Origin of the sequence: Thalassospira sp. A3_1 (genome assembly GCF_017744215.1) — a bacterium.
Taxonomy (GTDB): Bacteria; Pseudomonadota; Alphaproteobacteria; order Rhodospirillales; family Thalassospiraceae; genus Thalassospira; species Thalassospira lucentensis_A.
Genome location: NZ_JAGHQQ010000001.1, coordinates 921729 through 934331 on the forward strand (window position 1 = coordinate 921729; position 12603 = coordinate 934331).

The 12603-nt window shown below is 53.4% G+C and carries 12 protein-coding genes and 2 tRNA genes; 8 read left to right on the forward strand and 6 right to left on the reverse strand.

Annotated features, from left to right (window positions below; genetic code table 11):
- Positions 1 to 59: 59 nt before the first annotated feature.
- The 4 genes from J7395_RS04070 to J7395_RS04085 all read right to left on the reverse strand — a co-directional run bounded on the left by J7395_RS04070 (position 60) and on the right by J7395_RS04085 (position 3438).
- On the reverse strand, positions 60 to 707 hold the full coding sequence (locus J7395_RS04070) for a DUF488 domain-containing protein (protein WP_247741950.1): 648 nt from the start codon (positions 705 to 707) through the stop codon (positions 60 to 62).
- A gap of 63 nt (positions 708 to 770) precedes the next feature.
- Positions 771 to 2885, reverse strand: coding sequence for a bifunctional diguanylate cyclase/phosphodiesterase (locus J7395_RS04075; RefSeq protein ID WP_209220608.1), 2115 nt, complete (start codon positions 2883 to 2885; stop codon positions 771 to 773).
- Positions 2886 to 3254: 369 nt separating this feature from the next.
- A tRNA-Gly gene (locus tag J7395_RS04080) sits at positions 3255 to 3329 on the reverse strand.
- Between the two features lie 34 nt (positions 3330 to 3363).
- A tRNA-Gly gene (locus J7395_RS04085) sits at positions 3364 to 3438 on the reverse strand.
- A gap of 217 nt (positions 3439 to 3655) precedes the next feature.
- Here J7395_RS04085 and J7395_RS04090 point away from each other — a divergent pair.
- The 5 genes from J7395_RS04090 to J7395_RS04110 all read left to right on the forward strand — a co-directional run bounded on the left by J7395_RS04090 (position 3656) and on the right by J7395_RS04110 (position 6522).
- The gene (locus tag J7395_RS04090; RefSeq protein WP_062950940.1) at positions 3656 to 4165 is read left to right on the forward strand and encodes a prolyl-tRNA synthetase associated domain-containing protein; all 510 of its coding nucleotides are present in this window, start codon (positions 3656 to 3658) and stop codon (positions 4163 to 4165) included.
- Positions 4166 to 4299: 134 nt separating this feature from the next.
- Positions 4300 to 5226 (forward strand): thioredoxin, encoded by a 927-nt coding sequence (gene trxA / locus J7395_RS04095; RefSeq protein ID WP_209220609.1) that lies wholly within the window; start codon positions 4300 to 4302, stop codon positions 5224 to 5226.
- On the forward strand, positions 5223 to 5909 hold the full coding sequence (locus tag J7395_RS04100; protein ID WP_209220610.1) for an LON peptidase substrate-binding domain-containing protein: 687 nt from the start codon (positions 5223 to 5225) through the stop codon (positions 5907 to 5909). The genes trxA and J7395_RS04100 overlap by 4 nt, the downstream gene beginning before the upstream one ends.
- 23 nt (positions 5910 to 5932) lie before the next feature.
- Entirely contained in the window at positions 5933 to 6121 is a 189-nt protein-coding gene (locus J7395_RS04105) for a Trm112 family protein (RefSeq protein ID WP_062950936.1), read from the forward strand.
- A 14-nt stretch (positions 6122 to 6135) separates the two neighbouring features.
- The gene (locus J7395_RS04110; RefSeq protein WP_062950933.1) at positions 6136 to 6522 is read left to right on the forward strand and encodes a DUF971 domain-containing protein; all 387 of its coding nucleotides are present in this window, start codon (positions 6136 to 6138) and stop codon (positions 6520 to 6522) included.
- A gap of 108 nt (positions 6523 to 6630) precedes the next feature.
- Here J7395_RS04110 and J7395_RS04115 read toward each other — a convergent pair whose 3' ends face one another.
- A complete protein-coding gene (locus J7395_RS04115; RefSeq protein ID WP_209220611.1) occupies positions 6631 to 7296 on the reverse strand; it encodes an OmpW family protein in 666 nt (221 codons plus the stop codon).
- Between the two features lie 206 nt (positions 7297 to 7502).
- The gene (locus J7395_RS04120) at positions 7503 to 8729 is read right to left on the reverse strand and encodes a UbiH/UbiF/VisC/COQ6 family ubiquinone biosynthesis hydroxylase (RefSeq protein ID WP_209220612.1); all 1227 of its coding nucleotides are present in this window, start codon (positions 8727 to 8729) and stop codon (positions 7503 to 7505) included.
- Positions 8730 to 9257: 528 nt separating this feature from the next.
- Here J7395_RS04120 and J7395_RS04125 point away from each other — a divergent pair.
- From J7395_RS04125 to J7395_RS04135, 3 genes are all read left to right on the forward strand, one after another.
- The gene (locus J7395_RS04125; protein ID WP_007088725.1) at positions 9258 to 9596 is read left to right on the forward strand and encodes a P-II family nitrogen regulator; all 339 of its coding nucleotides are present in this window, start codon (positions 9258 to 9260) and stop codon (positions 9594 to 9596) included.
- 23 nt (positions 9597 to 9619) lie between these two features.
- Entirely contained in the window at positions 9620 to 10948 is a 1329-nt protein-coding gene (locus tag J7395_RS04130; protein ID WP_062950926.1) for an ammonium transporter, read from the forward strand.
- Between the two features lie 345 nt (positions 10949 to 11293).
- The gene (locus J7395_RS04135; protein WP_209220613.1) at positions 11294 to 12532 is read left to right on the forward strand and encodes an ammonium transporter; all 1239 of its coding nucleotides are present in this window, start codon (positions 11294 to 11296) and stop codon (positions 12530 to 12532) included.
- The last annotated feature ends 71 nt before the right edge of the window (positions 12533 to 12603 follow it).

The following is a 12603-nucleotide window of genomic DNA, read 5'->3' on the forward strand; positions in this document are numbered from 1 at the left end:
AATTATACAAAATGACCATTTTCAAAAAATGACCATAACGCATTTTAATACATGAAATATTAGAAATTATTTTGCCGTTTTCCGGATTTTATTGCGTCATCTGCAAGCGGAGCCGCTTTTACAATTTGCTTCTGAAGTGCCAGAACCAGCTCTGCATCGGGATCCGGTGCGCTGGCAGCAAACAAATCTGCCGTGTCGCCGCTATTGATCGCAATCATGCGCTTTTCCGTTTCGGCCTGGGTTTCAACACGCCCGTCGGAAACCAGATGCCGCAAATCAAACCCGGCACGTTTGAGCGCCGGCGCGATCAGCAATGTGCGATGGCAGTCCAGCGGATCCTTTTCCGCGCACATCAGGCAGATGCGGTATTTGCCTGCGCCCGAGATCAGACGATCAATCCCGGCTTTGAATTCCGGGCGTGCTGCCATCAGGTCGTAGCTTAGCCGACCATCGGGATACAATGTCGGGTCCTGCGGCTTTCCGCCCAGAACATCCCCCATGAAAACGTAAGCAATACCGTTCTCGCGCAGGAACGGACCAAAGGTATCGGCATCAAACGCCTTCCAGTAATTCGATCCCCGGAAAGTCCGGATATCGGCCACGGCCGTAATGCCCTGCCCCTTTAAAAGGGCAAGCAAACTGTCCCGATCATGCCCGGCATAACCGACGGTCCAGATAATGTTGATGGAAGTTTTGTCATCAGCCATGCATTCAAGACAACGCATTTCAGATAAATTGGCAAGTCCCTATCAGATCGGGGAAAACCGGACCTAAACCACGCCATTGACCTGCATTTGCTTCAAGCCCATCAGGTCATCGACCATGGCAGCCCCGACCGGACGAGAGAAATAATACCCCTGCACGTGATCACAGCCAAGCTGGCGCAGATACGATAACTGGCCAGCAGTTTCAACACCCTCGGCCGTCGCTTCCAATCCGGCAACATGGGCAAAATCAATGATCGCACGCACCATCTCGCGGTCATAGCCAGACTGCTCCAAGCCATCGACAAAACTGCGATCAATTTTGATCAGATCAACATCAAGTTGCCGCAACCGGCCAAGCGACGAGAAGCCTGTCCCGAAATCATCAATTGCAACCTTTATACCGAGCGCCTTGAGTTCTTTCAGACTGAGCTGGCATTGCGGGGAATTGGCCATCACGGTCTCGGTCACCTCGATTTCAAGCTGTTCGGGCGCCATTCCGGTGTCCTGCAGGACCTGACTGACACGACCAACATAATCCGGATCATCAAATTCAAGCACCGAGACGTTTACCGCGACAACGATATCGGGCCAATGCATGCCCGCCTCGCAGGCAGCACGCAAAACCCATGCGCCAAGCTCGCGGATCAGGCCTGCTTCTTCGGCAATCGGAATGAAGGTGTCAGGGGGGATGTTTCCGTGTTCAGGATGCTGCCAGCGCATCAGGGCTTCCACACCACGGATGCGATCATCACGAAGCCGGTAGATCGGTTGAAACAGTAATTTTAACTGATCCTGCCCCTGTTGGTGCAGAGCCCGGCGAAGATCCACCTCGATATTGCGTTTTTCACGCTGGGCGGCATCCATATTTTCATCAAAGCCAACATATCGGTTCCTACCGATCGATTTAGCCCGATAAAGCGCAACGTCTGCCCGACGGATCAACTCGTTGCGGTCAATCTTTCCGTCCCGGCAAAACGCGACACCAATGCTGAGTCGAATGTTTATGTGCCGTCCACCAAACCGCAATGGTTTGCGACAGGCATCAAATATCGCGTCACAGAAAATTTCGGCCGCACCAAGTTCGTCAACATTGGTAAGAAGAACGGTAAACTCGTCGCCTCCGACCCGTGCCACGATGCCGTTATTGCCCACCAGATTACGCAAACGATCGGCGATGTTACAAATCAGGGCATCCCCCGCCGGATGCCCCATTGTGTCGTTGATCTGCTTAAAGTGGTCAAGATCAACAAACAACAAGGCAATCCCGTGCCCTTTCGATTGATGTTCGACCAGAATATCATCAACGCTGTCATTGAAATGGCTGCGATTAGGCAGCCCTGTTAACGGATCATGCTTTGCCAGATGAAGCATGCTGGCTTCGGCCTGTAACCGGCTTTGGTTATGGCGCCGAAGCAGAATCAAATACCCTGCGACGATCGCCACCAGAACGACACCGATCACAATCAGCAACGGCAAAAGATACGCGAAAACCGTCGAGCCCGGCAGATAGGGCGTCCAGATAAAGTACCCTATCGTATCACCGCCTTCATCGTGCAGGCCCAGCACTTTCTCAAGAGCACTACTGTCGTCGATCCGGGAAAAACGAATACCGTCAAACTGATATTTCTGTTCGATTTCGCTTAGAAATCCATCGTCCAGAAAGCGGACGGCCAAGTGGGTATATTGCTGCCCCGGCACCTCTTCGATGTCACCGGTATCCGAAATGATGGGTTTGGCGCTGACAATTGCCGGACGTCCCATAATAATGCGGACATCCGCGGCACCGGGCGTATCGAGATTTGCATCCGGCTCGAAGGCTTCAATATTGCGCATCTTGTCGCGCAACTCGGCAACAAGGCTGGCCGCAGGCTCCTGAATCGTTCCGTAAAAGACGGCGTTCGCAATATTTTCAGGAACATAGGCGTAAACAAGCCGGTCATCCGGCGCGACAACGAATGATCCGTCATGGTGAAAATAATCCTCCATCCAGACACCGAGATTCCAGTCCAGCCATTCAAGATCGCGTTTTCGGACGGCATTAACCGTGTCATCCCAAACGGTAACGCTTTCCTGATCATGTGCGATCAGATTGCGCGTATCGGAAATAACACGCGCAAACAGCCGCCCCTGGCGGTCAATCGCGACCTTATCTGCTCCGTGCGTTGACCAGTACAGCAATCCGAAACCCGCGAAATTCAACACCAGGGCAACAATCACAGCAGGAAGAATGCGGCTAAGAAGGTAGTGCTTTTGATTAATTTTCGTGTCCTCGATCGCACCAGTTCAAGCCCAAAAGGCTAGTGGCGGCCTATTCTTACGAAGGGCTAATCAGTTACTAAAAAGATTTGCTGTCTGGCGACCAAATTCAATAGGCATCATGGCTAACTCGTATCGCGCCTGACCTATCGCGCAGGGCAATAGGCGGGTAATCGGACGGGATCAAAGGCTTTGATGATCGGGAAAAGGAGAGAAATGCGCGGATTTCCCGAACGCAAAAGGCCCAAAAGCAAAAGGCCGCCCCGAAGGACGGCCTTTGAACTTTCATCATGGAGCGGGCGAAGAGATTCGAACTCTCGACCCTAACCTTGGCAAGGTTATGCTCTACCCCTGAGCTACGCCCGCATCATCATGAAAGCATGATGAGGAAACCACCTGATGGAGCGGGCGAAGAGATTCGAACTCTCGACCCTAACCTTGGCAAGGTTATGCTCTACCCCTGAGCTACGCCCGCATTCATCAGTATTTCCTGCCCCTGTGGAGCGGCGCGGATAATAGCCCAACAAAACGTGATTGCAACCCTTTTTTCCATCAAATCGCCACCACATCCAAAATGGCGGTTTTCCTTGACTTTTTACCCTTAAAACAGGGAAATCACGCCAACATGCTGCAATTTGCGTCCTAATTGCAATCTGACCATCTTCGCGCGACCCAGCCAGAAGGAAAACAGGATGAGTGATCCATCAACCGCACTTTTCGATTATCTCGAAAATCTTGGGATCGAAACCCGCACGCACGAGCATGTGCCGCTGTTTACGGTCGAGGATTCGCAAAAGCTGCGCGGGGATCTGCCGGGCCTTCATTCCAAGAACCTTTTTGTCAAAGACAAGAAGGATGCCCTGTGGCTTGTCGTGGCTGAGGAAAATACCGAAATCCGCATGAACCACCTGCACAAGACACTGGGTTGCGCGCGGCTTTCGTTTGGCAAACCGGAACTGCTGCTTGAAACGCTTGGCGTCATTCCGGGATCGGTCACACCCTTTGCCCTGATCAACGATCATTCGCGAAAGATCAACTTCGCCCTGGATGCGAAGCTGGCCAACGGAGACATTCTTAACTTCCACCCCTTGCGGAATGACAGAACCACGACAATTCAGTCTGATGACCTGCTTCGATTTGTCACCAGTCTTGGCTACGAAATCAGAATTATCGATTTTGATGAAAAAATAGATTCGTTCTGATTCCGCACAAATGCTCATAAAGCCTTTTACCGCGAAACATTAAACTATAAGATTTTCCTAATGTTATGCAGAAGCCTCTTGTCGAACGGCGGTTGAGGCATCATCTAGAATTGAGAATTAGTGAGTAAACGATAATGTCTATCATTCTTGACGCCACCGCCCCGAATGCCACCCCCACCGCTGGACAGGACAAAGACCTGATCAAGGACAGCGGCATTGAAACCTTTGTCCAGGACGTCATCGAACCCTCGATGGAAGTCCCTGTTGTCGTCGATTTCTGGGCCCCCTGGTGTGGCCCGTGCAAAAGCCTGACGCCAACCATCGAAAAGGTGACACGCGAGGCTGGCGGGCGCGTAAAGCTGGTCAAGGTCAATATCGATGAAAACCAGGAACTGGCGATGCAATTGCGCATCCAATCGGTTCCGACGGTCTATGCCTTCAAAGGCGGCCGTCCGGTTGACGGTTTTCAGGGCGCGCAGCCAGAAAGCGAAGTCCGTGCGTTTTACGAGCGTCTTGCAGGCGGCCCGATCGAAAGCCCGATTGCAGCAATTCTGGATCAGGCGGCTGGAGCACTTGCGGATGACGACCATGAAACAGCCCATGGCCTTTATGTTGGCGTACTTGAACGTGAACCTCAGAATGAAACAGCGATTGGCGGCATGATCCGCTGCATGGTCGCAATGGGAGAAGTTGAAGAAACCCGCCATTTTGTCGACAACATGGCCGAAGCAGATCGTCTGAAGGCACCGATTGCATCTGCGATCAGCGCGCTTGAACTGGCGGAAACCGGTTACAGCAAGGAAGACCTTGATGTCGCACGCGCAAAAGTCGCCGCCAATCCGGATGACCTGCAGGCACAGTTTGATTTGGGCATGGCCTGCTTTGCCACCAACAAGCGCGAAGAAGCCGTCAACGCCATGATTGCGATCATTCGCAAAGATCGCAGCTGGAACGACGATGCCGGTCGCACCCAACTGATCAAGTTTTTCGAGGCATGGGGCCCAATGGACCCGGCCAGCGTTGCGGGGCGCCGCGCACTCTCGACGGTTTTATTTTCATGAGCATATGCGGTCCTTTCGATCCCAGTTTTTCGGATCTTCCAGATACATTGCCGGTCTTTCCGCTAAGTGGCGCGCTTCTGCTGCCGCGTGGCCATCTGCCGCTTAATATCTTTGAGCCGCGTTATCTGAACATGATCACCGATGCCCTGGGGCAGGACCGCATGATCGGCATGGTTCAGCCACGCCCGGACGGGCGCAATACCTATTACATGGACCCGGACAATCCACCGGTCTTCCAGACCGGCTGTGCCGGTCGCATCACGGCGTTCAGCGAAACCGATGATGGTCGTTTCCTGATCACCCTGACGGGCGTCTGCCGGTTTAACATCGTCGAAGAACTTTCGATGCAGGGCGGCGGTTATCGCGCTGTTCGCGGTGATTTCACCCCGTGGAAGGATGATTTGCTGTTGCCATCGGCGGATTTGAAACCGATTGATCGTGACCGTCTCCGGCAGGCACTGGAAAGCTATTTCGCCCAGCATTCATTGCGATCCTGCTGGGATACACTTAGCGATACCGACGATGAAATGCTGGTAACCGCCATCGCGATGGGCTGCCGGCTCAGCCCGCTCGAAAAACAGGCTTTGCTCGAATGCGCAAGCCTGTATGATCGCGGCGATATGCTGACAACCCTGCTGGAAATGGCAGCCCACCCACGGGCCCCCCAAACCGCCAGCAACTAAACGTAATATGAAGGCCCAGAACAATGACCGCGACTCACAGCCCGGTAGACCCGAAACTGCTTGAAATCCTTGTTTGCCCGGTCACCAAAGAGACACTGGAATATAATCGCGAACAGAACGAGCTGATCAGCGTCAAGGCGGGCCTTGCATACCCCATCCGTGACGGCATTCCGATCATGCTGCCTGATGAAGCCCGCGTCATCGAAGACTGATTGTGACGGTTTTCATGTCGGAAGACAGCTTTACCCCGCGCTTCAGCCCGGTTGAAATCAACTATCTGCGTGACGACCATATTCTGGAAGTCGTCTGGGATGATGGGCTGACATCAAGATTTAGCGCCGAACTGCTGCGGGTCGAAAGCCCGTCTGCCGAGGTGCAAGGGCACCACCCGTCCGAAAAGAAAATCATTCCCGGCCGCCGCCATGTCGGCATCATCGACATCGTTCCGGTCGGGAACTATGCGGTGCGCATCACATTTGATGACCTGCATGATAGCGGCCTTTATAGCTGGCAGTATCTGCGCGACCTTCATGCCAATCAGGACCAGCTTTGGGCGGATTACCTTCGCGCCCTTGAAACACGCGGCCTGTCACGCGATCCCGTGCGTCGTTAAAGCAACAGACCGCCTCTGATCCGACCCATAAGCAAAAACGGCCCTGCCATGTGACAGGACCGTTCTTGGGATCAGACAACAAACCGGAAAGTTTGCCGTCGGCAGTGATCAGAAGCGGTAACCGACGCCGATACCGAAGACCCACGGATCAAGATCCACATCAACCTTGGCCGGCGATGCCCCGCCAAGGTCGGCAGTTACCGTTGTGTTCAGGAAGAGTTTCTTGACGTCAACGTTCAACGACCAAGGGCCAGATATTGCATAGTCAAAACCAGCCTGGAACGCATAGCCAAAGCCATCGTCATATTTAACCGAGTTCGCAGCGCCAGATTTCTCGTTATAGAACATGGTGTAGTTCAAACCTGCACCAACATACGGGCTGAAACGCTGATCCGAGAGGAAGTGGTATTGCACCGTCAAAGTTGGCGGAAGCAGATTAACCGAGCCGAGATCAACATCGGGATTCTGCCATTTAACATCATGCTTGGTCGTTGCGGCGATCAACTCGAGAGCAATGTTGTCGGTAATGAAGTAAGAAAAATCCACCTCGGGAACGTAATCATTGCTGACCTTGCCTTCCCCGGTAGCAATGTCACCGGTCGAGGTATCTTCGTCCGGCACTACACCGATAACACGGCCGCGAATGAGAATATCGCCTGCCTGTTTGGTTTTAAATGCTGCTTCCTGCGCCTGTGCGCCGGTTGCCGCAATCATCATTGTGCCAACAACAGCACAGCAGGCCACAGTGGCCATCAATTTCCGGGTAAGTGTCATGTTTATCCCCTGCATTCAAAAATACGTCACGGGGACACTGCGCCTTCGCAAACGCGAAAAGCTTGACTCAAATCAACATAAGCCGATGAAAAGCGACACAATTTTGAATTGTTTTTAACTGCGCACAGATAACCAAACCAAAAGGCGATCTTTAATTCCTAAAGATCGCCTTTTGACATCGATCACTATCTTGGGTAGGGGGAAGATTAAAGCGACTTACCCTGCATCAAGCGCGGCAGAGTCCCCGCATACCCCATGGCGTGCGACATGAAGGTTTTCTTGAGCGGCGGGATTTTCTGCACAACGGCAAGCCCGATATCGCGCGCCCAGCGCACCGGTGCAACATCATTGGAAAACAACCGATTGGTCACATCGGTAACCGCCAGCATCACCGTGTTGTCAAACCGGCGCCATTGTTCATATTCAGCCAGAACATCCAAACCACCGATATCACGACCGATACGGCGGGCTTCGACGAGAATTTCGGCAAGCGCGGCAACATCGCGTATGCCCATATTCAACCCCTGCCCGGCAATCGGATGCATGCCATGGGCCGCATCCCCGATCAGGGCGATGCGCGGGTCGGTGTAGCGATAGGCATGCTGCAGACCAAGCGGGTAACAGAAACGCGGACCGATGACTTCAAGATCGCCAAGATAACCATCAAACCGTCGATGCAGTTCATCGACAAAGGTCTCCTCGTCAAGATTGACCAGGTAATTGGCAAGATCGGTTGTTTCGGTCCAGACGATCGAACAGCGGTCGTCGGTCATCGGCAAGATCGCGAACGGGCCAGCGGGCAGGAAATGTTCCACGGCAAGGCCATTATGGGGCACCTTGTGCTTCACGGTACAGACCACGGCACTTTGCTTGTAGCTCCATTGGTAGGTCTTGATACCAGCCCATTTGCGCAACATCGAATTGCGCCCTTCGGCCCCGATGGCCAGTGAGCCGCGGATAGACCGGCCATCTGCCAGTGTCACCGTCATACCACCCTGATCACGTGCGATGGTTTCAACACTTGCCGGCGCGATCATGTCAACCAGATCGGTTTCGGCAATCGCCCGATAAAGCGCGCCCCGCGTGATCAGGTTTTCAACAATGTAGCCCAGCGGCTGGTTTCCGACATCCTTGTGATCGTAATGAAGGAATAGCGGACTTGTGCCATCGGCAATCCTGATATCAAGGATCGGCTCGGCCTCGTCTGCCATATATTTCCACGCACCAATTACATCAAGCACCGAGCGGGAAGCCGCGGCAATCGCACAAGTGCGCCCGTCATAATTGGCCGTAAGGATGGTTTTCGGATCAGCATAATCGATCACAACCGAACGCAGGCCACCATGCGCAAGCGCAAGCCCCATCGCAGCACCATTCAGCCCCCCGCCAAGAATGATGACATCGGTCTGAATCTGTTCCTGCTGAGCAACCATTGTGACACCTTTGCTTTCCAAGCCAGCCGGACAAAGTCACCTGACTTCTGACCGGAGAATCCATTTTCGACAGTTTTTACGCAAATCCGCCATCGAAAGATGTATCTGATTTAACCCCTCGCGATCCCGGCCACAAGCCAGAGCGATAAATTGATGCCGGATATCACAACGTCAAAGCAGATCAGCCGGGAAAAGACCGGGAATCGTATCTGTTGAATAGTCCGAGCCTTGGCTATAGCGATCCCGGTATTACATCACCTTGACGTAAAACAAGTTTTTCGGATCGCTATAGTTGATTAAAATTTATGCACAAATTTTAAACAGCGCCAAAATCTATGCACATTTTATATTCTGCGCCCTATTCCATCCTTGGCGAAAAATCACCTCTTAACCATAATTAATCATTTAATTTCAATTGGTTAAAAGATGATTTTTGAATCTGGCACGATTCTTGGTTTGTAGGTTGCGACTGCGAAATCGTGATTACCACGTCGGTACTCAACGGATATGCCGGGAGGTCGCAATATTATGAAACTCGTTACTGCTGTCATTAAGCCGTTCAAGCTCGATGAAGTTCGTGAAGCGCTTAGCGCGCTTGGCGTTCAGGGCCTGACGGTCACTGAAGTCAAAGGTTTTGGCCGCCAGAAAGGCCAGACTGAAATTTATCGTGGCGCTGAATACATGGTCAGCTTCCTGCCGAAAGTGAAGCTGGAAGTCGCGATCACGGATAATCTGGTTGATCAGGTTGTCGAAGCCATCACCAAAACTGCTCAGACCGGGAAAATCGGGGACGGAAAGATTTTCGTTCTTGATGTGAGCCAGGCGGTACGTATCCGCACGGGTGAAACCGGCGACGACGCCCTGTAAGTCCAGAGACAAGGGGAGACATTATGAACATTCCGATGAAGAAAACCGGCTTTGCCGCTCTTGCCGGGGCCGCTGCGCTGGCAATCACATCACCGGCCTTTGCTCAGGACGCGGGCGTTTCGGCCGAGACCCAATACATCCTCAACACCTTCAGCTTCCTGTTTAGTGGTGCGCTGGTGATGTGGATGGCTGCAGGCTTCGCCATGCTGGAATCCGGCCTGGTTCGCACCAAAAACGTATCGACCATTCTTTTCAAGAATATCGGCCTCTTCGCTGTTGCAGGTATCATGTATTACCTGATCGGCTACAACCTTATGTATATGGACGTTTCCGGCTGGATCGGTTCGCTCAGCCTGTGGAGCGCTGATGACGCTGCTGCACTTGGTGGCGATTTCTCCGGCGGGTATTCGGCGACTTCCGACTGGTTCTTCCAGATGGTGTTCGTTGCAACCGCAGCTTCGATCGTTTCCGGTACCGTTGCCGAACGTATCAAACTGTGGCCGTTCATGATCTTCGTCGTTGTCCTGACCGGTGTTCTGTATCCGATTACCGGTGCATGGACATGGGGCGGTGGCTGGCTGTCGGAAATGGGCTTTGCCGATTTCGCGGGCTCGACCATTGTTCACTCGGTTGGCGGCTGGGCTGCCTTGACCGGCGCAATCATCCTTGGTGCACGTAAAGGCAAATACGGCGCGGACGGTTCGGTTCATCCGATGCCCGGTTCGAACCTGCCGCTGGCAACACTTGGTACCTTCGTTCTGTGGCTCGGCTGGTTTGGCTTCAACGGTGGTTCGCAGCTTGCAATGGGTTCTGCTGCTGACGTCATCGCGATTGCCAACATCTATGGCAACACCTCGATGGCTGCTGCCGGTGGTGTTGTTGCCGCAGCAATCCTGACCCAGATCCTTTACAAAAAGGTCGACCTTACCATGGCGCTTAACGGTGCACTGGCTGGTCTGGTCTCGATCACTGCCGGTCCGGATACCCCGACCATCGGTTCCGCCATCATCATCGGCGCCATCGGCGGTATTCTGGTTGTTGTTGCAGTTCCGCTGCTCGACAAACTGAAAATCGACGACGTTGTCGGTGCTGTTTCGGTTCACCTTGTTTGCGGTATCTGGGGCACCATGGCGGTTCCGTTCACCAATGACGGTGCATCGTTTGGTGTTCAGCTGACCGGTGTTGTTGCGATGGGTGCCTTCACCATCATCGCATCGGCAATCGTGTGGCTGATCCTGAAATTCACGGTTGGCATTCGCCTTAGCGAAGAAGACGAAGCACTGGGCAGCGATGCTGTCGAGCTTGGCCTCGAAGCCTATCCGGAATTCGGTAAAGGTTCGCAGCGCTTCTAAGCGATCAGATTTCCTGACGGGTGCCATGCCTGCATGGCACCCTGCCTGTCAGACCGACTGACCCGCCTTGGGATATCCCAGTGGCGGGTCTTTTGTATTCTGCCCATGCTGCCTTTTTAGGCACGATTATGATCACAAGACATGCAAACAGCCCCATCCGGCTGTTACCCCGCCCGATATGAGCGTGATCGATTTCCCCCCGGCAAAGACCCGTTTTCCATTGTTCCGATCAATCAGTTTGCCCTGTTGGCACAGAAATTGATGTTGGGGCCCCTGAACAAGAATCCGGCTGCGCCCCGCAGACCGGACCGTGAGGAAACGCATTTAACAAATGGGGGTTGCCCGATGGAGGCATTCCAGACCGCCTCGGACGTATTTTTCGTCCTGATGGGCGCTATTATGGTGCTCGCCATGCATGCCGGTTTCGCCTTTCTTGAAGTCGGAACCGTACGCAAGAAAAACCAGGTGAACGCACTGGTTAAAATCATCGTCGATTTTGCCGTTTCCACCATTGCCTATTTTTTCATCGGCTATGGCGTTGCCTATGGTGTTGATTTCTTTAGCAATGCCGCGGTTCTTAGCGGATCTGCGATGGTTGACGGACAGCATCTTTTTGCGTCCAGCGGCTATGATCTGGTTAAATTCTTCTTCCTGCTGACCTTTGCGGCTGCAATCCCCGCAATCATTTCCGGTGGCATTGCCGAACGGGCGCGGTTTTATCCGCAGCTGATTGCCACCGCCATTCTGGTTGGCATCTTTTATCCGCTGTTTGAAGGATTGGTCTGGAACAATAATTTTGGCTTCCAGGATATGATTGAGGCCACCTTTGGCGCACCTTTCCACGATTTTGCAGGTTCCATTGTTGTCCACGCGGTTGGTGGCTGGATTGCCCTTGGTGCCGTTGCATCGCTTGGAGTCCGGCGCGGGCGTTACACCAAAACCGGTGGACTGGTTGGTATTCCGCCATCCAACATCCCGTTTCTGGCACTGGGATCATGGGTACTTTGCGTTGGCTGGTTTGGCTTCAACGTCATGTCGGCCCAATCGATTAGCGGCATTACCGGGCTGGTGGCCGTCAATTCGCTGATGGCAATGGTTGGCGGCATTCTGACGGCACTGGTCGCAGGACGTAACGATCCCGGTTTCGTTCACAACGGTGCACTTGCCGGACTGGTTGCCGTTTGCGCCGGGTCGGACGTCATGCACCCGATCGGCGCACTGGTCACTGGCGGTATTGCCGGTGTTCTGTTCGTCTGGGGCTTCAACCAGTGCCAGACCAGATGGAAGATCGACGACGTGCTGGGTGTCTGGCCGTTACATGGCATGTGCGGCCTGATGGGGGGCATTGCATGCGGCATTTTCGGACTCGAAACCCTTGGCGGCATGGGCGGCGTTTCGTTTGGCGCCCAGCTTGCCGGATCACTGATCGGTGCCGTGTTTGCCGCAATCGCGGGATTTGTGGTTTACGGCACGATCAAACGGACCATCGGCCTTCGATTGTCTGAAGAAGACGAGTTCGACGGGGCGGATATATCCATCCACAAAATCGGTGCCTATCCCGAGGATGATCTGCGCGCAAGCTGATCTGCCAATTCTTTGCCCTGATTTCCTGTCAAAAGCCCGGAAAGCGCATCTTTCCGGGCTTTTTCGTTATT